Consider the following 21535-nt stretch of genomic DNA (forward strand, 5'->3'; position numbering starts at 1 on the left):
GAAAACGCCCCGCAATTCGCAGGGGCGCTTCACTTGCCGGATACTCCCGGCCGATACTATATAAAATGATTCGTACGTCGGTTTCAGCTCACTATTCATCATTTACGCTTCTTCGATAATTATAACACCCCAAGGCTCCAATTGGAGCATCTGTCCTTGGGTAACCCTCTGCTCTCCGATCAGCTCCTTGCCGTCTCCGTGCGGATATATCACCGAGCCTGCTTGTTCGGAATAGTTAAAATAGTACCGGATCGTTCGCCCCAAATCATTCGTACCGGATTTGACAATGATCGGATAAGAAGCTTCCTGATCTAGTCCCCATACGCCTGCCTTTTTGGCTACAGAGCTTAATAATTCGCGGATGACCGCCGAACTGACGATACAGCCTATGTAGGTCGCCGTGCCCTGACCATAGCGATTTTGCGTAATCGCGGCATATTTGCCCCAATGCGGGTGATCATAATAAGCCAATACTTCCGCAGTCGTTGGGGTAATCAGCTCCATCCACGTATCTACCTGATTGTCCTCTGCTGCCACTTTAAAAGGATTATCCTTAAGCGTCACGTTCTTTGGCTCCACAAACAAGCTGTAATGAATGCCGCAGGCTTCGCTAATCACACCCGGCTGCTGGGAAGTTCTTACCTGCACATGCTCATTCGTAAATCCGCTTCGGGATGTGTAAACTACATGACCGCCTTGTTCGACATAGCGGTTCAGCTTCTCCAGCAGTGTATCTGGCGCAGAATAGAGGCTCGGGACGATCAAGAGATCGTAGTCATCAAACGATTCCGTACCCGGATGGATAATATCCGTCCCGATATTCAGCTTGTACAGCTCGTCATACAAACGGCGTACGATATCGTTGTAATTCAATGGACTGTTCATATTAAACTTGAACCAGCTAATGGATGTCAACGCTTCGTTGCTGACCAGGATGGCTGTTTTATTTTTCTTTTTCAAATTGACCAGATGTGGGGATAATCTCGCAAAATCCTTCCCTATCGTCTGTGCTTCCTCATACACAGGATTCGGTTCAAAATCATGGCTGAGCAGACCTTTCCAGTAGGTTTCGAAGGAATTATGAATGGAATGCCAGTGCCAGTAAGCTACCATATTGGCCCCGGAAGCCAGATGGCTGAACGCTTGCAGTCGCAATTGTCCCGGATAAGGAACCCAGTGTGTAAACGCCTGCGCCTCCGTTTCCAGCACCAGGTAATTATTCTGTTTTGTTGAACGTGCCACATCACCACCAAAGGAAATCTCAATTCCAGTCAGATCATCCTGGGATGGATGGTAAATATCTACACCTGTCACATCAAACGCTTGAGATGCAGCAAAGTGATCCACATCCGGCTGAATCCCAAAGGAATGACCTCTCCACTCAAAATCAAAATTTTGCGTAACGAATTGGTCTTCCCGCTTATATTCATTGACAAGCGCAACCTGCCAGGCCAGGAAGTCCGTTACCAGCTTGCGCTGGAATTGGGAAAAGGCTGCGCCCAAGCTTCCATTAATCGTTCCGACCACCGAAGGGAAGTCCTCCCAGCTATTGATGCGATTGCTCCAGTAATCCAAGCCAAATTTGCGGTTCAGCTCATCCAGTGATTCAAACCGCTCCCGCAAATACTTCACAAATTGTAATTGCACATTGGGACCGCTCGTATGGTAATGCTTCGTCTCATTGTCTGTCTGAAAGCCGATGACCGCCGGATGCTGACTCACCCGTCCAATCAGCTTGCGTATGATTCGCTCAGCATGGAACAGGTACACCGGGTTCGTAATGTCCATAATCTGGCGAGCTCCGTATTTGCCCGGCCCCTGAGGCGTTGTCGCCAATACATCGGGATGCTCCTTCACCAGCCAGGTGGGCACAGCATAGGTCGGCGTGCCCACTATGACCTCAATACCGGCTTTATGCATAGCGTCCAGCACCCGATCCACGGAGGTGAAATCAAACACGCCATTTTGCGGTTCATGTGTACTCCAAGTAGATTCGGCTATCCGCACCACGTTAATTCCCGCATCCTTCATCATTTGGATATCCTGGTCCAAACGGTCATAAGGCATATATTCATCATAATAGGCAACACCGTACAGCAGCTTTTTCATCGAGTCGTCCTCCTATAAGTTCATGGTAATTGTCATATCCCATTTCGCCTACTCCGTTTTCCATGGGATTTTTTTCGTGTTCAACTTATATAGCTTTGTTTCAAATACCGTGGCTGTTATGCGGCTTTTTCAGGGATGGAACAGATATCGTATTACCAGCAACTTCCTGCTTCGTGAGATCCGTCTGCTGTTGATTTTTTTTCGCACTTGCCAGCCAGCCCTCTACGTCTTTTTCCTTAATCTTGTACAGCCATGCGAACAGCCCTGCCGTAATTAAGGCCCCCACACCAGGCACTACCGCATAAAGCGCAAATATCCACGTAAGCACCTGTCCGGTCTGCGGTACATTCGGAATGTAGCCGGCAAAGGCAAGCGCATAGGCCACAATTCCACTGGCTGCTGCTCCCCCCAGTTTTCCTGCAAACGTTTGGGTAGCAAAGGCGGTTCCGCTGGCACGCACCCCTTTTTTGAATGCGCCATATTCCACGCAATCGGCGGTAAACATCGGCACCATGAGCTGCGGTGCAGAGCTGAACAGGCCAAAAAGAACTGCGAATACACACACAACAATAGGGTTGCTGTAACCGATTGCAAATAAGGACAGGCCTGTAGTAAACAATCCAAGCAAGCTGATAACATTCACTTTCCACTTGCCAAATCTTTTAATAATCGGCGGTAAAATTAATGCGGTGAGCAGCTGCACACCCAAGGAAATGAACATGAGAATTGAAATATAGATAGGATTTTTCAAGTTATATAAGGCAAAATAGCTGACGACAATCCCTTGCAGATTGGTCATGGACAGTGTCATAAACGACATCAGGTAAAATAAAAGCTGCTTGTTTTGCATGGGATACGTCATAATCTGCTTGAGCGTAACCTTCTCTGCCTTGTTGGAATAACGCTCTTTGACATTAAAGCGAGTAAAGTTCATTAAAATCAAACCTGCTACAGCAACGATTAGCGCCAAAATTGGCCAGGAGATCTGATTGGCTACGGCTACCGAAGAGGAGGAGATGACCATAAATGCCAAGAAAACCATCGTTCGGCCTCTGGACATTAATAGATCACGTTCATGCGTATTTTTCGTCATCAGTGTAGCCAAGCCAAACCCAGGCGCATCGCTGATCGTGTAACACATTTCCCATATCAGATACGTGACAGCAATATAAATCACCTTGACGGTGAGTGACGCGTCACTCGGAACGAGAAAAATAAGTACAGTAAGTATTGGCAAAATAATAGAAGCCAGATTCGTCCAGGGTTTGAACAAGCCACCCCTTAGGTTGGCCCGGTCTATGATCACACCGAAGATCGGAGCACTAAGCGCATCCCATATACGGGCTAGTACGAATAAAGTACCAATAATTGAAACAGATATGCCAACATAATCCGTATAAAATAGCATTGCAAAAGAGGCAACCAGACAGAGAATTGCGTTACTCCCCAAAAAGTAAACGTAATATGACACACGTTCTTTCGATGTTGTTTCCATAGCTCCTCCTAATCACAATATGACATCGCTTTCAAAATCACTACATATAAGCGAGTTATTTATGTAAAGGCTTATACCAGAACACTTGTAAGCGCTCTTTTATTATAGATAAATGTTAGGTACAATGAGATTGTCTAAGCGGTGTAAAATTTGCCCTAATCGAAGGTGATCTGATGATATTAAATCCTGATGTTGATCCAGCTCTATTCCATGATTGCCAATGGCTACCTATTATTGATTGGAATGTGAAGTTTTTTGGTGCCCATATTCACCGGGTCAAAGCGGATTGGTGCATGCCTGAGGAGTCCCATATCGGTTTTGAAATTGCACTCATTCTAGAAGGTCGTCAGGAAACGATGATGGAGAATAACGTATACTCGGTGGGGGAAGGCGATATTTTAATTATTCCGCCGGGGTTCAAGCATGTGAGTCAGTGTGTATCCCCAGATGGAATGTATTATTTTAGCACCCATTTTAATGTCGATGATCCATTGTTCCGTCAAGAGATGATTAAAAGCAATCAGCTCTTTTTCCCGGCAGGCACTGAAACCAATACCAAGCTGCAGAAAGTTGTCCATAGCTGGATCAGCATGGTGCGGGAGAACGGAGAATATACGACAGCGGACCGCTTTCGCATGCAGATTGCTTTGTTCGAGCTATTCGGGATATTCTCGCAAATGATTTCTACGGGATTGGAGCCGAGAATTGCACCTTCATCCGTTCAATATGCCAAGGCCATTATGGAAGCTATTCAATCGAGGTTCAAACCTTATCGAGAGGATGAATCTGGCGAGCAGACGTTCCGGCTTGAAGATGTGGCGGCTTCCCTTGGAATCAGTCCGGGCTATGCCCAGGAAGTGTTCCGCAAGGTTTACGGCTATTCACCACGTCACTATCTATCGGAAACCAAGCTGCATGAGGCTAAGGTGCTGATCCAGCAGCCCAATCTACCGCTAAACAAGGTAGCTTCCCTACTGGGATACTCCAGTCTGGCTCATTTCAGCAGACAGTTCAAGCGCTGGACAGGCACCAGCCCACTTAAGTACCGCCAGACGTTAAAACCGATTACTGATGAGCAGAGGAGCTAGAATAAGGAAGGATAGCAATGGCTCCACTGCGTTAATATCATATGAAAAAGAGCGCGACACCCTATATTCGGCTGTCGCGCTCTTTCTATTTTATTTTCTAATGAGTTTCATTGCCTTAATAATCTAAATTGATGGTGAAGTTCCTATCCTGCAAATTATAGCCTGATATCTCCTATGTGCTGGTGTACTACATACATCATCCCTATCAGGAATAAGGCCAAGCCCATATAACCGATACCGAATTTCCAGCGTGATGATGCGGGTACTTCGTAATATTTATCATTTTCAAATGGAATGTAGTCAATCCCACACAGCAATCTGAGCTGATACGCATCCGGGGTAGGTATATGTTCTACACCGTTCAGCCATACATGCTGGACAAGACACTGCTGTGGCAGCAGAAGCGTATGCTCCACATCCAGACTCTCCATATATACCGTTACATATTGCTGCCCCTCCAGATCCGAGTAGGTATTAAAGGATAATCTGCGCGTATGCTCCGGTCCTGGTAGCGGATATCCTTGCTCATACAAATGCTGTACGTTAACCAGCGGCTTCTGTAATAACGACTGAACTTTGACGCCTTCTTTATTGCGTTTGACATATTTCTTGTATAAATCATAGGCAAATAGTGCCCAAATAAAGAAAAATAAAATGGATTTCAAATACACGATGACTACAATCCCACCCAGTAGACCCACCAGCCATAACCAGCGTGTCACTGCTGTAGAAATCCGTCCTCCATCAAGCGGATGAATCGGCAGCAAATTGATCAGGTTCAGGAAAAAACCGATATATGCTAGTGCATACAAAAGTGGACTGTCTGTTGCATACGCTCCTGCGTATACGGCCATAGCCCCAACTGTCCCCAATAACAGGCCGCCCATGGCCACGTAAGCCTCTGTCTGGGCATCCAAAGGCTGTCGTTTCATGGTGATTAACGCACCGAGAAATGGAATAAATAACGGTGTCGACACCGGAAGCCCCTTGCGTTTGGCAGCCAATACATGCCCCAACTCATGCACGAATAACAACAACACGAACCCAACCGCAAATCCCCACGGGTATATAATCGCATACGTGCCAATCGTAAACGCCATAGATATCAGCGCACCGCCAAATTTACTGAATTTTAAAAGGGCAAGTAACGATTTGCCTTTCAGCAGGAGCAATGCTGCTGCACTACCAAGATACCATTTGGATGAGCCGGATTTGGAATCGGTCTTATTGTCTTCTTTTTGCAAACGTATCCGTCTCCTTTCTCTAATACTTCCATTGTATCCTGCAATGTGCAGCTTGTAAAAACTTCTCTAGTCCACAGATAAGCGAACTGGGGAAGCTATGTACATTATCCCGTATATTGTAGACATCCTCGAATGTCGGATGGTATATTAGGGCTGGGTTAGATACCCTATTTTGTAAAAGGAGGTTTGCTCATTCATGTGTACTCACTACATGCGTCTCAGATAAAAGGCTAGGCTTCTCAATGAAGCTCAACCCGTTTTTCACATGAAGGGTTGAAGCTTGTTTAAGTTACCTTTTTTAAGACCAAATCTGAACAATGAGGTGTGTTTCATATGACTGAAAAGCGTCCCTCGACTAACCCGAATGACGTTAGCGATATATTGGCCCTTGCCCAAAACAATGGGCTTCACATACAACATGAAGGATTGGAACTCAATGAATCCGGGCTGGATTTCCGAGCCGTATTCGCCAAGGACATCCACGATACCCCTTGGGTTCTACGTACACCGCGACGAGCAGATGTGATTCAATCTGCCGCTTACGAGCATAAGGTGCTTCGGATGATTCGTGATACTCTTCCTATAGCGGTACCTGATTGGCAAATATATAGTCCAAAGCTCATCGCCTATCCTCAGTTGGGGGGAACTCCCGCTGCTACTATTGATATGGAAACAAAAAGCTATGTATGGTTCATCAACCCTGACGCTCTGACGGATAGATTCGTTGCTTCACTCGCTAAAGCCTTAGCCGCGTTGCACCGGATAGATTACCAACGGGCAGCTGATTTCGGTGTTCGCGTAAAGCAGCACGACGAAGTTCGGCAATTAATGGCTCAGCGAATGGAAGAAACACGGCGCGTCTTTGGTGTATCTGAGGAGCTGTGGCAACGATGGCAGGCGTGGCTAGCTGACGATAGCTACTGGCCGGCATATTCCGCATTTGTGCACGGCGATCTGCACCCAGGTCATATTCTAGTCTCTTCGAATACAGAGGTTACTGGAATACTAGACTGGACCGAGGCCGAAGTAGCTGATCCGGCAATTGATTTTACGAGTTACTATACTTTATTCGGAGAAGTAGAGCTTGCTCGTTTATTGAAGCTTTATGAGACAGTAGGCGGACGTGTATGGCCGCGTATGAGCGATCATATCGTCGAATTAACTTCAGCTTACCCTGTGCTTATCGCCGAATTCGCCCTTAAGTCTGGTGTGGAAGAGTATATGGATATGGCACGTAATGCGCTGGGAGTTCATAAGCAAGGAGAAGGGTTGCCCGACATATAATATAGCTATAGCCACCTGGCAGGCTTTGGTTCAATGACGGACCAAGACCTGCTTTTTTTCTTCTCTTCTTTTTCCTAAAGTTACGTTCCGCACTCCAGTGTCCTTCACCCGGTCTGTTCTGTTATCATGTAGAAAACGGAATAACTCAGGAAAGGATTACGAACCATGAGTTTTGAACTTACCCGGCGAGCGATCAGACAACTATGCAGTCAATCTGCTTATGACGACGGGGATGCCTATTATCGGGCCAAAAAGGTGGCCTTTACACAAATAGATCATAATGAAGGTGTGTATGAAGCTACAGTCAAAGGAAACGGCTTTTATGCCGTTGCTGCGATGATCCGGCCCAACGGCAGTATTCGCGCGGAATGTACCTGTAGCTCATTTCAAACCACCGGACGTTATTGCAAACATATTGCTGCTGTTCTCCTTAACGCCTATGATATGCGACGTGGAAAAAGTCTATCCGTACGCTCCTATGTCTCCAGACTTCATCCCGGCACTGCCCCAGATCCAGCGGGGAGCATGGGTTCAGACGGGATGTACACATCTACAGATGCCCCCAATGAACACACTGCTAGAATTTCACGATCCTCTGGCATCACACAAGGGGATCTCCAGTTGACCGACAGTATGTTAAAACTATTCGGCCGCAAGAGACCGCTTCGCAGCACTCCTACGCTGCTGGATACTCGTGCGATCTTGGATTTTCAATTCGTCATCCGGCCTTTTGCCTACGGTTACCAAAAATATATGTTTGGATTGGAAATGAAGGCTGGACCCAAACGATTATACATCGTTCAGAAAATCCGTCCGTTTCTGGACAGTATCGACCGTGGGAATAGCTACATGTTCACGAAGAGCTTCTCTTACGAGCCTGAGCTGTACCGCTTCCGAGCTGAACATGACGCGATCCTACAGCAATTATCCCAGGTATGCCATCAGGAGCGCATGATTCGGGAAACCTCTGGTACGTATTCAGCCTCCGGCAGTCATATGAGTGGCGAGCGAATGCTTCTCATCCCGCCTACCGCTTGGGATAGGCTGCTCCCCTTGCTGACAGCAGCACAGGGCGTCTATTTTGAAATTCACGGTAACATGAGCGAAGGTATTCCTCAGTCCGACCTGATGCTTCCGCTGCAATTTGAATTTGATGAGGCCGAATCCACAAGCGAAGGCTACCAGTTAAGCATTCAAGGATTAGATGACTTGACCATCATGGAGGACTACGGTGTCGTCATTGCCGATGGCAAGCTTGTCAAGCAGAAGGATGATTCCTTACGGCGTTTGTCCGAGCTAAAACGAATGGTCGAGGTACATCACAGACGAGCAGTCCAGATCGCACCAGAACAGATGGAAGCTTTTATGGATAAGGTCGTGCCCGGGTTAATGAAGCTCGGACGTGTCCATATGACCCGTTCTGTCTCAGAGCGGGTCGCCCAGCATCCGTTGAAGGCCAAGCTGTATCTGGACAGGGTAAGAGACAAACTACTGGCAGGATTGGAATTCCAATATGGAGACATCATCATCAACCCGTTGGAAACAGATGCACGAACGCCAGGTAACGACCGGATTCTGATACGTGATGGGGAACAGGAGCAACGGATTTTGGAACTGATGGAGCATAGCTCCTTTGCCAGAACAGACAGCGGATATTTTATGGAAGATGAAGATGCAGAGTATGACTTTTTGTACCATACGGTTCCACAACTGGAAAAGTTGCTGGACGTCTATGCCACGGGTGCAGTCAAATCGAAAATCAATAATACGCTGCCTGTCCCAAGAATACGGGCGGAGTGGGATGAACGTACGGATTGGCTTGAATTTAAATTTGATATTGAGGGTATACCGGAATCGGAAATTCGCAAGCTGCTCCAATCGTTGGAAGAAAAACAGAGATATCACCGTCTACCGAATGGTGCCCTGCTCCCGCTGGAAACAGAGGAGTACAAGGAATTAATTCGGTTCATGAACGAAACAGGTATCCGCAAAAGCGATCTGGATGCAGCGCAGATTCGAATCCCGGTCACGCAGGGTCTGTATTTAATTGATCCTCACGATCATGTAAAAAGCCTGACCTTGGGTAAAACCTTTCGCCAGCTGCTAGAAAATATACGCAATCCTGACCATCTCGACTTTCCAGTACCCGTCACGCTTGTCCCTATCTTGAGAGATTATCAGGTCTACGGTTTTCAATGGCTTAAGACCTTAGCACATTACCGTTTTGGAGGTATTTTGGCAGATGATATGGGGCTGGGCAAAACGCTGCAAAGCATTGCCTTCCTCGTGTCAGTATTGCCGGAAATTCGCAGTCAGCAGCTTCCAGCCATGATCGTGTCCCCTGCATCACTGGTGTACAATTGGCGGAATGAACTGGAGAAATTCGCCCCGCATATCCGCGTCACTATTGCAGATGGCAGCCCGGAGGAACGGAGCCGAATTATACGGGATGCCACCAGCTATGACGTTATTATTACTTCCTATCCGCTGCTGCGACGCGATGCGGATGTGTACAGCAAGCCATCGTTTCATACGCTCATTCTGGACGAAGCGCAGGCGTTCAAGAATCATGCTACCCAGACGGCACAGGCCGTTAAGGATGTACAAGCCCGTTACCGCTTTGCCCTGACAGGAACGCCAATCGAGAATACATTGGAAGAACTTTGGTCCATCTTCGACGTTGTATTTCCTGAGCTATTTCCCGGCGGAAAAAGAGCGTTTCACAACCTGCCTCGAAATGTGATTGCCAAGCGGGTTCGTCCGTTCCTGCTGCGCCGTCTGAAGAGCGATGTACTTAAGGAACTGCCGGAGAAAATCGAATCCGTGCAGGTATCACGCCTCCTGCCAGATCAGAAAAAGCTGTACACGGCTTATCTGGCCAAGCTACAGCATGAAACGTTGAAGCATCTTAACGAAGAAGGATTTCAGAAAAACCGGATCAAAATTCTCGCAGGTCTGACCCGACTTCGGCAGCTCTGCTGTCATCCGGGCTTATTCATCGAAGGATATACGGGAAGCTCGGCCAAATTTGAACAACTGCTGGAGATTATTACGGAATGTCTCAGCTCCGGGAAGCGGATGCTCATTTTTTCACAGTTCACCACGATGCTTCAAATGGTCGGACGTGAGCTTTCTCGTGAGGGGGTCCCCTACTTTTACCTGGATGGACAGACTCCCGCCCCCGAACGAGTCGAGCTGTGCAGTCGCTTCAACGAAGGAGAACGCGAGCTGTTCCTGATTTCCCTCAAGGCAGGAGGTACGGGTCTGAACCTCACCGGCGCAGATACCGTCATTCTATATGACCTGTGGTGGAATCCCGCTGTAGAAGAGCAGGCTACCAACCGTGCACACCGAATGGGCCAGAAAAAAGTGGTGCAGGTTATTCGGCTCGTCGCCCAAGGTACAGTAGAGGACAAAATGTATGAGCTACAGCAAAAAAAGAAAAATCTGATCGACCAGGTCATTCAGCCGGGGCAAGAAAGCCTTTCAGCACTGACCGAACTGGAAATTCGTGAGCTGCTCATGATCTAAACAGCTCTTCCACGCTTATTTTTACACTAATGACATTCAGATACCAAAAGGTCCAATGAGGGTGGAAATCTTCCTGCATTGGACCTTTTGGTGTTCCGTATGTGATTGTCCAGCTTAAACCGATTCATCCTGTTAGAGTACTCTAGGTTCGATGGGAACCAGATTAGACTCAATCTCGGCGCGCTGAGGCTCATACCATTCAGGCAGCATCAGCTTGTGCCCCAACTCATTCAATTCCTCATCCACCGTAAATCCGGGCGGATCGGTTGCGATCTCGAATAGAATACCGCCTTGCTCGCGGAAGTATACGGCATTGAAGTATTGGCGATCTACAATGCCACTGGTCCCAAAACCATGCTGACGAACCCACTCGTCCCACGCCTGATGCTCAGTATCGTCCTGCGCGCGCCACGCAATATGGTGAACCGTACCGGCGCCGCCGTTCCCCCATGGTACATCTTTGACCGGAATGTCGATCAGGTTGCCTAGATCCCCAGTCGTCTGATAACGGATATAGCCTGCATCTGCGTCTTCTCCGATGGGAGTCATGCCCAGAACATTCTCCAGCACGCCTTGGGTGTGCTTGGAATCCGCACTGTAGAGCACTGCTCCTCCAAAGCCCTTGATCGCTTTATCTGTAGGCACGCCTCCGGCTGTCCACGTATTCACCGGGCCTTCCTCGCGCTCCACCAGTTCCAGATGCAAGCCCTCATTGTCTCGGAACTGGATGAATGACTCGCCAAAACGAGTAGCCTTCGTGAAGGATACCTTTAAGCTGTGCAGACGGTTTTCCCAGTAATCCATTGAGCCCGGCGGCACAACATACGTCGTAATCCCGACCTGTCCGCCTCCAATTTTACCCTTGCGTGTACCCGGAGCCGGAAAAAAGGTAATGATCGTGCCCGGGCTGCCTTTTTCATTCCCAAAATACAAGTGATATACTTCTGGAGCGTCAAAGTTAATTGTCTTTTTGATCAATCTCAAACCAAGCACACCTGCGTAAAAGTCAACATTGCCCTGTGGATCGCCTGCAAAGGACGTAATATGGTGAATTCCAGCGGTTTTCAAAGACATCTCAATCACTCCTTAATGAACATGATGATTTACAAATTTCAAAATCCATTGTAGCTAACAAACTGTCCAACCGGCTTGCGATATCCTCTTGCCCGTTGCCCCGATTCGTCCTCTTTCCCCAAGGTGATCATCATCACAGGCACAAATTGCTCGGGGATATTCAATACTTCCTGCACCTTCGCCGGGTCAAAACCGATCATTGGGCAAGTATCCCAGCCTTTGTCCTTGGCAATCAACATAAATTGCATAGCCGACAGGCTGGCATTACGAATCGCTTCTTCCCTCTGGAAGACAGGTCCTCGCTCGCGATAAAACTGAGTTACTGATTCTACGGTGCTATCATATTCCTGCTTGCTCAGAACACCCAAATTCAGGAACCCTTCGTTGAGGTCAGCTACCTTGGTATAAGCCTCTGTATCACCCAGCACTACAATGGTAGCCGAAGAGGTTAATATTTTATACTGCTTACTTGCCTCATCATGCAGCCTTTGTTTGATCTCTGCATCCTGCACTACGATATAACGCGCATGCTGTAAATTAAAAGCCGATGGAGCAAACTTCACCAGCTGAAATATTTCTTCCAGTTCTTTTGCATCTATAGTAACATCAGGAATAAATTTAGAAGCCGATCTTCTCTCTTGAATAACATTCACCAGTTCGCTCATATTCAGGTCCACTCCTTGATATTATTTTCAAATAAATTATCTTTAAATTAAGAATATATCTTTAGTGGTTTTCTGTCAAGTAAAACTATAAAAGTGTTACTAAGGGCTTCACCAGCCCTTTACAGATCCGTAGCCCGTATCCTCATCGTAATCGCTTCGCGTTGCGCTTTGGTTAAGCTTTTGAAGACCAGCTCATACGAATGGTCGATCATGCTGTACAAATCCTCCAACGGAAAGCTATTATCAACCTCTACCGTATTCCAATGCTTTTTATTCAAATGATAGCCTGGCTTAATTGCCTTGTTCTGCTGACGCAGGTTTTCTGCAATGACCGGATCACATTTCAGGGATACGTGGCTAATGCCATCTTTTTCAGTCAGGAGAGCAAACATCTTGCCCCCTACCTTTAGTACCAGGGGATCAGCTCCAAATGGATAATCCTTAACGGCCTCTTTTTGGCTCAGACCATACGCTACAATTTGCTCAAACACCAGCCTTCTCTCCTCTGCTCCAAGTTATTTGTTCTATGAACCTACCTATTGCGCCCTATTATATCACCTTCATTACGCTACATATACACTAAGTCCGTGCTACATGTACTAAAAAGAAAGTCATTATGGATACCATCACATACACGCTGTTTGGATTGGATTTATATGGGACAGGAACCTGATATTCTGGTATACTTCCCTGAGAGGCTGTATCGATATATTCGAACGGTACTCTGGTAAGGTGTAATTTAATAGTATAAGCGTGAGCCTATGGAGGTGAACTCGTTGGATTTTGCTCTGATCCGAAAGGACCGAGACAAAAGAACGGTCGCAAATTGACTCTTTTTTTGCCTTTCGGACCTTTTCAGCAATGTGCTGGAAGGTTTTTTTGTTTTCCAAAACCAAGGTAGGAAAGGATTTGAGTGTATCATGACAAACTCGAAGGTACTTAATGTTTTGCAACTAAAGGAAATGAAACAAAAAGTAAAGGCAGGTACCCTATGATGCGGTTTCTAGTTGTGGGTGCAGGAGCTATTGGAGGCTATTTTGGGGGACGCCTGGTTCAAAAAGGAGAAGATGTAACCTTTCTCGTCCGCCCTTCCAAGAAGCTTCATTTGGCAAAAAACGGTCTGACGATTCAAAGTGTGCACGGAGATTTTCAGACACCGATCCAGGCTATTACCTATGGTGAAGCTGCTGAGCCATTTGACTGTATTATTCTCGCGGTCAAAGCGTACCATCTGCCTCTATTGCAGCCCGACCTTGCGCCTTATATCGGCAAAGATACCATGATTCTTCCTTTACTTAACGGTTATGAACATTTTGAATCTTTGCGCGAATATTTCGGAACTGAAAAAGTGCTGGGTGGGCTTTGTTATATCGAAACGACGTTAAATCACAAAGGCTCTATCGTTCAGACAAGCCCGTTTCACCGCATTGTTTTTGGGGAATGGGATGGAGCAAATTCAGAGCGTGCGCAACTACTATGTAGCCATCTTGATCATGCAGGCTTCACCGTCACACACAGTCATGACATTCAGCGTGAAATTTGGCAGAAGTATATATTTATTGCCAGCATGAGCGGAATCACAACCCTCATGGGTAGCTCCGTCGGAGCTATACTCGCCACGCCCGAATCGCGTGCAATCTATGAAAGGCTACTGCATGAGATCGTCACACTCGCACGCAACGCCGATATGCCTATTCATTCAGAAATGGAAGCACATACACTAAAAACGATGGATTCCTTAAAGCCTGAGATGATGTCATCCATGCAACGTGATATGCAGAAAAATCTACCGGTTGAAGCAAGTCATCTGCACGGTGCACTTCTGGCATTGGCTTCTGGCAGTAATGTCTCATATCCGATACTTGAAACGGTGTATGCCCGTTTAAAGGTCTATGAGAGCTTATTGAACACTTCTAACATTTAGATAACTGATGAATACCTGCCGTTGAATACGTAGTAGGTGGCCATCCGAAAAAGCAGATCCTTCTATGATGAAGGATCTGCTTTGAATTTTTCTATGCCTGTCCTCTGCATGCTTGCTCAATCCCTTGAAGTAATGCTTCCAACTCCTGTCTAGTATCAGCGTTTGTAATGATGCCTTCTTGATTCAGCTTCAATGTGATATGCGGAATAATGACCTTTCCATTTTCCACAATCTCTGCATTGATCATTTGCAATGTGAGCAGTAGCGAAGCATGAGCCATATTGCCGCCCATAGGGGACGGTGAAGCGCTAATGACCGCTGTAGGCTTGTTTACAAATTCACCTGAAGATACGAGCCAGTCCAAGGCATTTTTTAAAGCACCCGGCACACCATTCCCATATTCCGGCGTACAGATCAGTACTCCATCGGCTTGTTTCAATTGCTCCCGTAGCTCTCTTACGGAAGTTGGCCCTTCCTCTACATCCAAGTCAGGATTAAAATGAGGCAAATCCCCCAATCCATCATAAACCATGAATGATATATTTTCAGAAGCCAGTCCAATAACAGCCTTCATAAGCGCGGTATTGGAAGACTTTTGACGAAGGCTACCCGATATAGCCAATACCTTAATCTTTTGTTCCATCCATCTCATCTCGTTTCTTTTCACTTGATCTAATCTTGATACTCAGTGTACTACAAAAGTTGGCCAGTATCATGAGATAACGGGTAAAACAATAGATATACTGCCGCAAACAAGTGTGTTGTGATTACTCCGTCTTTTATCGAAAGCGACCGCGAAAAAGTGTCGGACAAATATCTAGTAAATAAACTATTAAATTCGATTTAAATAAATTGGACTGGTTATTTGTGTCGGGATTGGTCCTTCAGGAAAGTCCAATGGATATTTATAATTTATGAAGTTAACAATTCATTACGTTTCATTTCAGTCATACATTTTTATTGAGTGTATTTGGAGGGACAAGCAATGTGGTTTGCATACGCAGTAGGGGCTGCTTTTTTCTTTGGCTTACGAGGCATTCTTTACCAATGGACTTCTCAACGAACAATTAATCGAGATCTAATGTTTATTGGTGTATATATCTCTAGTGCAATTTTGGTTTTAATCATAAACTTATTTGTTAATCAAACATGGAGTAACGAAGTTTGGTTTGGTGTTTTAATGGGCGTTTTCTCTTTTTTGGCCAACACATTTCTGTATAAGGGATATGCTGTGGGGAGGGCTTCAGTCATTGCATTTTTTTCTGGATTGACGCCTGTAATTGTTGTCCTTTTAGCTGCATTACTTTGGGCAGAAAAGCTGAGTCCCGTGCAATTGGTTGGATTCTGTATCATAATCCTTTCTCTGCTCATCATCAGATATAAAAGAGATCTACAGGAAGGTACGTATCAAGGCTGGCAGTTTGGTTTATTGGCGATCATTTTTTATAGCTTTACGGACTTATCATCAAAACAAGCTTTACTAAATGGTGTTTCTATCCTACCACTCCTAACATTGATGTTTGCAACAAGCAGTATATTATTTTCTGGAGCTTTCCTAATTAATTTTAGTGGACAAAGACCTTCTTCAATTCAAGTAGGAATTAATAAACAAAGAGAAATTGTGAACCGTTGGACCCTTTCTAAAACCTTATGCTTAGGAATAGGAGTTGGTCTTGTAAATGTTTTAGCCATGGTACTTAAACTTGCTGCTTTTAATAATGGGGTTACCGGGGTTGTTTCTGCAATTATCGCCTTGAGTGTTGTTGTAGTATTGCTATATGCTCGTTTCTATCTGAAAGAATCAATGAGTAGAACGGAAATGTGCGGTGTAATCATAGCTATAATCGGAATCATAGTTGTAAAATGGATGTGAAAATTTAAAGGAAGTAAAACGTACCGTTGGACTCCTCCTGAACGGTGATGAGCGTCAGCCATCTTTCCCATGAATAAAATGAGGAATACCAGGAAATCAAAAAATGCCTGCGGTTTCACAGGCATTCGTCATGAAAAATCAATGGTCACTACTATGTTCGTATCTGTCGTAAATAGATTAGGTATCCTTCTCTTGCTTGCGTTGCACCCCGATCAGGTCAAGGAAGAAAACAAACAACGGAATACCTACAATCAAGCCCCACACCCCAATCAGATGCTCAGAGAAAATCAATACAACAAAGGTGAAGAAGATCGGTAAATTGGTTTTGGATGACATCAGCTTCGGGTTCAGGAAATAGGCTTCAATCGCATGAATAACTACGATCAGAATAACCAAGTAAATCACATAATTGATTCCCCCGACGCTAAAAGCAATCAGACCGAGCGGGATCAGGGAAATGAATACACCCGCCACTGGCACCAACCCCAACAAGAATATAATGAGCGCGAGGCCGAGCAGATTGGGAAAACCCATAATCCAAAGAGCCGTCGTCGTCAATATACAGTTGATGAGTGAAATCAATAGCTGAGCTTCCAGCACCTTCCCGAATGTACCCAGAAACATGCGTCCAAAATGGCCCACTTCCTTGAAGAACCAACCCAGCTTACTATCCACAAACGTAGCTGTAAAGCGTGTAATATAGGACTTTTCCATCAGGAAGAACAAGCTCAGAATAATTGATACCAGCAGTTGTGTTCCCAGTTGGCTAATTTTCATTACCGCATTCCAGCCAGGCTCAAATAACCGCTGAACATTGAGCGTGTCCATAAATTCAATAATCGTTTCATTCCATTGGTTACGATCAGGATACATATACGCTTGCTGAATCATGAGATACACCTGCTTGACCTGCACGCTGATTAGCGGCACCATTCGATAAACTCCCCACACGATAATCAGGATCAGCAACCCGTATACCAGTAGCAGCACGATCATAGGCGGTACATTGGCGAACCGCTTGATCAGCTTATTCACACCGTTATATATGCTGCCAATCAAAATCGTAAGCAGCAGTGTTAACAAAATAATATTCATCATGCTTCTTAACATGAAGAGCAGTAAAACGATTATCGCAAGGACGGCTGCCCGCCTGACGCCCGCATGATTCATCCAGTTTCTTACCATTCGTCTTTATTCCCTCTCTCCCACTTGACTGTCACCCTTGCAATCTTCCTCGGCATCAACTTTCTCTCTTTAACAACTTACTGTTAGCAATCAATAGAGAACCTACCATGACTAGGATAGCAATGGACCACCAGAATGTATTTTTAGCATCATCATGGTCCACAATAATGAGCCTGATGACGGCCGTAATCCCAATATAGATGAAATAACGTAATGGAAAATGAAAATTGGTTTTAAAGTACTTAACGATTAATGCAATGAATTCAAAATACAAAAAGAATACAAGCAGTTCTTCCGTGAATTCATAGTAATTTTTGTCGTCTTCTGTAGACAAGAACACATATGAAAATATGGCCCATGTTTCTTTTAGAAGTAAGAAGCTTAAAATCAGCCCGACCAGAAACAGCGAGATATTCAAGATCATTTGCAGAAAACCAGGTAACTTTTCAATATACTTCATTAATGCATTCAATACAGATCCCCTCACTGGTTGTACAGGTTCTTTTATTTATATTATCGGTGCAATACGTGAAAAATGCTACATTACTTTTGCGGTCACCTTAATGAAAGTTTATATTGGCCCCGGCAATGTAACCAATGGAGATAAAGATCAGTGTCCATACCAGAGAACCGGCGCTGGCCACCAGCATATATTTTCGTACAGGCATCGCGCTAATCCCCGACAAATAGCTTGTCGCATGTCTGACTCCTGGAATAAAATAACCGAACAAAATGGTCCACAATCCAAAGCGCGCAAACCACCCTTTTACCTTTGCAAACCGCTTTGGTGTCAGTCCCACCCACTTGCCATGCTTATCTACCAGCGGCTGACCCAGCTTTTTGCCTAGCGTGTAGCTGATCATCATCCCTGTCATCGCCCCAATGAAACTGACTAATATAGACACGGAATAATTCAGTACCATGATAGAGGATAGGTAGCCGACAAACACCATAATAATTTCATCAGGAACGGGTAGCCCTATAATTCCAAGGGCAAGCAGTGCAAAAATAGCAATATATCCGTATTGTGTAATCATGCTGATGGCCCATTCCATAGAGGCGCCACCTCCTGACCGATTATTTTTTGAAGGACGGGAAGGGAATACGGCTAACCATCAGGAACGACAGCACCACCATGAGTGCCAGCAACAACCCCGGCTTCAAATGCTCACTCCATAAAAACATAAAGGACAAAACCACACCCGCAGCTGTAATGGGCATGCCCACAAAGCCTTTGCTAAAAGCCATCAGGTTGAATCTCGCCAACCTTACCGCACCGCATATCACAAACAACACGGCTACAAGCGGTCCTATCCAGTGGGTATCCCCCAGCTTGTACTGCAAGATTAGAAAAGCAGGAGCAACACCAAATGAGACCACATCCGCCAGTGAATCAAGTTGCTTGCCAAAATCACTGGAGCAATGCAGCAGCCTTGCCAGCAAACCGTCCAGTACATCCCATAAAGCAGCCACTACCACGAGGGTAAAGGCGGTCATATATTGCTCATGAATCGTGAAGTATAGGGATAGGACCCCTGCCCCCAGGTTTGCAAGTGTGCAAAGTGAGGGCAACCAATTCCATTTCATACTTGTTAACTCCTTTGCCATAGCTTAGCCTCCGAATATAACGACAAAACGGACGCCATCCTTGGTATTCTCCGCCATATAGCGGAATTCGTGTAAATCCAGAATTCGTTTAACGATCGATAGCCCGAGTCCTGTCCCACCTGTCTGGCGGCTGCGGGAGAGCTCGGCCCGGTAAAAACGATTCCATATCAGCTCCAACTGATCGTCTGGGATGGTCTCCCCCTTATTTTCAATGGAAAACGTATTGACTTCCCCAGAGCCTTCGATACGAATCGTGATCGAGCTTCCTTCCTCAGCATGCCGTATGGCGTTGACAACAAAGTTGATAATCACCTGTTCCATCCATCCTATATCGGCATGAATCGGCAGCTCATTGGCAGGAATAATGACCACTTCCAGCTGCTTCTCCTTCAACAGATGGAATAGCTTATCCACAACCTCCTCCACCAGCTCGCTCAAAATAAAGGTCGTTTTGCGAAGCTTGAGGGTTCCAGATTCCAATTTGGCAAGGTCCAGCATATCCTTGACCAATCGCTCCATTTTGTCCGCTTCCTCTACAATGACTTTCATATAATGGTCCTGCTTCCCGGCGCTGACTCCATCTTGCAGTCCTTCTGCAAACCCTTTGATAATACTTAGCGGGGTTTTCAGCTCATGAGAAGCATTGGCAAAAAAGTCTTGTTGTACAGCCTCCATTCTCTGCTTCTGTTCCATGTCCTCGACCAATTGCTGATTGGCCTCCTGAAGCTCACGCAAAGCTGTGTCCAGGTTCTGGGACAGGGTATACATGCTGTAGGACAGGCTACCCAGCTCATCATTCTGCCGGATTGGCGTATGGGCTGTAAAATCGAGCTTGGCCATCCGCTTGGCGGTATTATTCAAAGTAATAAGCGGGCGGGTTACCATTCGGGAATAGAACAGGGACAAAATCAGAATAAGTGCAAATCCGCCGATCCCCAGATACAGATAAAACCAGCGTAGAGCCTCATTCGTCTCACTGATTTCCTGCAACGATGTCACAGTGAACAAAAGGTCGATCTCGCCTGTGCTCTGACGAACAGGATGGACGATAACGGCATTTCGTACCCCTGTCCAAGGTTCCGTCCACTCTTCCTCCAACACCTCGAAATTTTTAAGTTTCTCCAGATGATCCTGGGATAAAGGAAACCATTCCTCCAGCGCACTATACAGCAGACCTTGGCGCTGACTCCATGTTTTCAGATCCGGCAGCACAATCTCTGTCACCGTACCGGACAGTCTTACACTGTCATCTGTGCTTGTCTCATCTGAAATTGATCCTATATTTTTGAAACCAAGCTTCTGTATGCCTGATGGATAAATTAAATAGGCAGAGGAGATGCCGTCAGTTCCCAACACCTCACCTTCAACGGTCACCGTGTCACCAGGCTGAATCCGGGCAGCTCTCAGTTCATCTCCGTATTCGCTCATAAACAGAGACAACGATATTTTAACGATTTTACCATCTGCTTTTCTGAGATTGATATGAAACGCATCATCCAGCTTTACTTTGCCGTCCAGCGTTACAATCGCCAGCTGGTTTTTATTCTGGAGCATAAAACGAGCTGCCTCACGCGAAACCCTTCCCGATCCCCAAGCCTCCTGGACATAACTTTGACCGAAGCTTTGCAAACGGCTTTCCACACGCCCAATCTTCTGTTTCTGATAAAAATTTTCAAAAAACAGCAATTGACTTAAAATCACCATTCCGTAAAAACACAGGAAAAACACAACCGTCATAATGAACAACTTAAAGGTAATTCCCCGTTTGTTCATTCTTCCTCCTCGAACCTGTAGCCTGTACCAAAAACCGTGCGGATATGGCGTGATTCACGGCCCAGCTTACTTCTCAGCTTTTTGATATGCGTATCAACAACTCGTGTGTCCCCTTCAAAATCGATACCCCACACCCGGTTCAGTATCGCCTCTCGTGAAACAACTATGCCTTTGTTATGTATAAGCAGCCGCAGCAGCTCATACTCCTTGGGCGTCAGCTCAACTTCCGCCTGATCCACTTCAAGCCGATGAGCCATCGTGTTGAGCATAGCACTGCCGAACCGCAAAATATGCGACTCCGGCTGCACATGTCCCTCTACCCGTTTCATCAGCGCGTTCGCGCGAGCAATCAGTACCTTGGGGCTGAAAGGCTTGGTCACGTAGTCATCTGCCCCCAGCTCAAAGCCCAATATTTTATCATCATCACCGGATTTGGCCGTCAGCAAAATAATCGGTACACCTGAATGGCTGCGTACCTGACGGCATACTTCCCAACCATCCAGCTCAGGCATCATAATATCGAGTATAATGAGTTCCGGCTGTACCGAATCAAACCAGAGGAGTGCATCTTTTCCATTGCCTGCTTCATAGACTTCCCAATTATTTTGTTTAAAATAATCCGCAATCACTTCACGAATACGTATTTCATCCTCCACGAGAAGAACTCTTTTATTCAAATCGA

At 45.9% G+C, this 21535-nt stretch carries 18 protein-coding genes; 5 read left to right on the forward strand and 13 right to left on the reverse strand.

Annotated elements, in window-relative coordinates:
• Window positions 1-102: 102 nt before the first annotated feature.
• Window positions 103-2109: a beta-galactosidase gene (locus tag HFD99_RS21240; RefSeq protein ID WP_045245142.1), complete on the reverse strand. Its 2007-nt coding sequence runs from the start codon at window positions 2107-2109 to the stop codon at window positions 103-105.
• Window positions 2110-2209: 100 nt separating this feature from the next.
• Window positions 2210-3604 (reverse strand): MFS transporter, encoded by a 1395-nt coding sequence (locus HFD99_RS21245; protein WP_045245143.1) that lies wholly within the window; start codon window positions 3602-3604, stop codon window positions 2210-2212.
• Between the two features lie 173 nt (window positions 3605-3777).
• Between HFD99_RS21245 and HFD99_RS21250 the strand changes: the two genes are divergently transcribed.
• Complete coding sequence (locus HFD99_RS21250; protein ID WP_016819399.1) at window positions 3778-4692, forward strand: AraC family transcriptional regulator; 915 nt, start codon at window positions 3778-3780, stop codon at window positions 4690-4692.
• 155 nt (window positions 4693-4847) lie between these two features.
• On the opposite strand, the gene HFD99_RS21255 is transcribed toward HFD99_RS21250, so the two are convergent.
• On the reverse strand, window positions 4848-5936 hold the full coding sequence (locus HFD99_RS21255) for a site-2 protease family protein (RefSeq protein WP_045245144.1): 1089 nt from the start codon (window positions 5934-5936) through the stop codon (window positions 4848-4850).
• A gap of 333 nt (window positions 5937-6269) precedes the next feature.
• On the opposite strand from HFD99_RS21255, the gene HFD99_RS21260 reads away from it, so the two are divergent.
• Window positions 6270-7220, forward strand: coding sequence for a macrolide 2'-phosphotransferase (locus HFD99_RS21260; RefSeq protein WP_123796783.1), 951 nt, complete (start codon window positions 6270-6272; stop codon window positions 7218-7220).
• A gap of 165 nt (window positions 7221-7385) precedes the next feature.
• Window positions 7386-10751: a DEAD/DEAH box helicase gene (locus HFD99_RS21265; protein ID WP_123796782.1), complete on the forward strand. Its 3366-nt coding sequence runs from the start codon at window positions 7386-7388 to the stop codon at window positions 10749-10751.
• A gap of 132 nt (window positions 10752-10883) precedes the next feature.
• Here HFD99_RS21265 and HFD99_RS21270 read toward each other — a convergent pair whose 3' ends face one another.
• From HFD99_RS21270 to HFD99_RS21280, 3 genes are all read right to left on the reverse strand, one after another.
• Window positions 10884-11825 carry a ring-cleaving dioxygenase gene (locus tag HFD99_RS21270; protein ID WP_123796781.1) on the reverse strand — a complete coding sequence of 314 codons (942 nt, stop codon included), beginning with the start codon at window positions 11823-11825 and terminating at the stop codon, window positions 10884-10886.
• A gap of 38 nt (window positions 11826-11863) precedes the next feature.
• Window positions 11864-12490 carry a nitroreductase family protein gene (locus HFD99_RS21275; RefSeq protein ID WP_016819404.1) on the reverse strand — a complete coding sequence of 209 codons (627 nt, stop codon included), beginning with the start codon at window positions 12488-12490 and terminating at the stop codon, window positions 11864-11866.
• A gap of 119 nt (window positions 12491-12609) precedes the next feature.
• Window positions 12610-12981 carry an MmcQ/YjbR family DNA-binding protein gene (locus tag HFD99_RS21280; protein ID WP_016819405.1) on the reverse strand — a complete coding sequence of 124 codons (372 nt, stop codon included), beginning with the start codon at window positions 12979-12981 and terminating at the stop codon, window positions 12610-12612.
• A gap of 503 nt (window positions 12982-13484) precedes the next feature.
• On the opposite strand from HFD99_RS21280, the gene HFD99_RS21285 reads away from it, so the two are divergent.
• Window positions 13485-14414 (forward strand): ketopantoate reductase family protein, encoded by a 930-nt coding sequence (locus HFD99_RS21285; protein ID WP_016819406.1) that lies wholly within the window; start codon window positions 13485-13487, stop codon window positions 14412-14414.
• Between the two features lie 91 nt (window positions 14415-14505).
• Here the strand turns inward: HFD99_RS21285 and HFD99_RS21290 are convergent, their stop codons facing one another.
• Window positions 14506-15066, reverse strand: coding sequence for an NADPH-dependent FMN reductase (locus HFD99_RS21290; protein ID WP_031462837.1), 561 nt, complete (start codon window positions 15064-15066; stop codon window positions 14506-14508).
• A 333-nt stretch (window positions 15067-15399) separates the two neighbouring features.
• Between HFD99_RS21290 and HFD99_RS21295 the strand changes: the two genes are divergently transcribed.
• Entirely contained in the window at window positions 15400-16287 is an 888-nt protein-coding gene (locus HFD99_RS21295) for a DMT family transporter (protein WP_090891260.1), read from the forward strand.
• Window positions 16288-16464: 177 nt separating this feature from the next.
• On the opposite strand, the gene HFD99_RS21300 is transcribed toward HFD99_RS21295, so the two are convergent.
• The 6 genes from HFD99_RS21300 to HFD99_RS21325 form a co-directional block, all read right to left on the reverse strand.
• Window positions 16465-17472 carry an AI-2E family transporter gene (locus tag HFD99_RS21300; RefSeq protein WP_013369319.1) on the reverse strand — a complete coding sequence of 336 codons (1008 nt, stop codon included), beginning with the start codon at window positions 17470-17472 and terminating at the stop codon, window positions 16465-16467.
• 55 nt (window positions 17473-17527) lie between these two features.
• Window positions 17528-17944, reverse strand: coding sequence for a phosphate-starvation-inducible protein PsiE (psiE, locus tag HFD99_RS21305; RefSeq protein WP_016819410.1), 417 nt, complete (start codon window positions 17942-17944; stop codon window positions 17528-17530).
• Window positions 17945-18032: 88 nt separating this feature from the next.
• Window positions 18033-18527: a DedA family protein gene (locus HFD99_RS21310; protein ID WP_016819411.1), complete on the reverse strand. Its 495-nt coding sequence runs from the start codon at window positions 18525-18527 to the stop codon at window positions 18033-18035.
• 22 nt (window positions 18528-18549) lie between these two features.
• Window positions 18550-19059 carry a CDP-diacylglycerol--serine O-phosphatidyltransferase gene (gene pssA, locus HFD99_RS21315; protein ID WP_025363970.1) on the reverse strand — a complete coding sequence of 170 codons (510 nt, stop codon included), beginning with the start codon at window positions 19057-19059 and terminating at the stop codon, window positions 18550-18552.
• 24 nt (window positions 19060-19083) lie between these two features.
• Window positions 19084-20853 carry a sensor histidine kinase gene (locus HFD99_RS21320; RefSeq protein WP_025363969.1) on the reverse strand — a complete coding sequence of 590 codons (1770 nt, stop codon included), beginning with the start codon at window positions 20851-20853 and terminating at the stop codon, window positions 19084-19086.
• Window positions 20850-21530: a response regulator transcription factor gene (locus tag HFD99_RS21325; RefSeq protein ID WP_016819414.1), complete on the reverse strand. Its 681-nt coding sequence runs from the start codon at window positions 21528-21530 to the stop codon at window positions 20850-20852. The genes HFD99_RS21320 and HFD99_RS21325 overlap by 4 nt, the downstream gene beginning before the upstream one ends.
• Window positions 21531-21535 lie beyond the last annotated feature (5 nt).

This window comes from Paenibacillus sp. EKM301P (assembly GCF_011800295.1).
Taxonomy (GTDB): Bacteria; Bacillota; Bacilli; order Paenibacillales; family Paenibacillaceae; genus Paenibacillus; species Paenibacillus polymyxa.

Bases quoted from the DNA above. Each gene is read 5' to 3' on its own strand.
- HFD99_RS21275 (WP_016819404.1), bottom strand. From the start codon at position 12,490: ATGAGCGAACTGGTGAATGTTATTCAAGAGAGAAGATCGGCTTCTAAA.
- HFD99_RS21265 (WP_123796782.1), top strand. From the start codon at position 7,386: ATGAGTTTTGAACTTACCCGGCGAGCGATCAGACAACTATGCAGTCAA.
- HFD99_RS21250 (WP_016819399.1), top strand. From the start codon at position 3,778: ATGATATTAAATCCTGATGTTGATCCAGCTCTATTCCATGATTGCCAA.
- HFD99_RS21290 (WP_031462837.1), bottom strand. From the start codon at position 15,066: ATGAGATGGATGGAACAAAAGATTAAGGTATTGGCTATATCGGGTAGC.
- HFD99_RS21320 (WP_025363969.1), bottom strand. From the start codon at position 20,853: ATGAACAAACGGGGAATTACCTTTAAGTTGTTCATTATGACGGTTGTG.
- HFD99_RS21240 (WP_045245142.1), bottom strand. From the start codon at position 2,109: ATGAAAAAGCTGCTGTACGGTGTTGCCTATTATGATGAATATATGCCT.
- HFD99_RS21295 (WP_090891260.1), top strand. From the start codon at position 15,400: ATGTGGTTTGCATACGCAGTAGGGGCTGCTTTTTTCTTTGGCTTACGA.
- HFD99_RS21260 (WP_123796783.1), top strand. From the start codon at position 6,270: ATGACTGAAAAGCGTCCCTCGACTAACCCGAATGACGTTAGCGATATA.
- HFD99_RS21270 (WP_123796781.1), bottom strand. From the start codon at position 11,825: ATGTCTTTGAAAACCGCTGGAATTCACCATATTACGTCCTTTGCAGGC.
- HFD99_RS21285 (WP_016819406.1), top strand. From the start codon at position 13,485: ATGCGGTTTCTAGTTGTGGGTGCAGGAGCTATTGGAGGCTATTTTGGG.
- pssA (WP_025363970.1), bottom strand. From the start codon at position 19,059: ATGAAATGGAATTGGTTGCCCTCACTTTGCACACTTGCAAACCTGGGG.
- HFD99_RS21245 (WP_045245143.1), bottom strand. From the start codon at position 3,604: ATGGAAACAACATCGAAAGAACGTGTGTCATATTACGTTTACTTTTTG.
- HFD99_RS21300 (WP_013369319.1), bottom strand. From the start codon at position 17,472: ATGGTAAGAAACTGGATGAATCATGCGGGCGTCAGGCGGGCAGCCGTC.
- HFD99_RS21310 (WP_016819411.1), bottom strand. From the start codon at position 18,527: ATGGAATGGGCCATCAGCATGATTACACAATACGGATATATTGCTATT.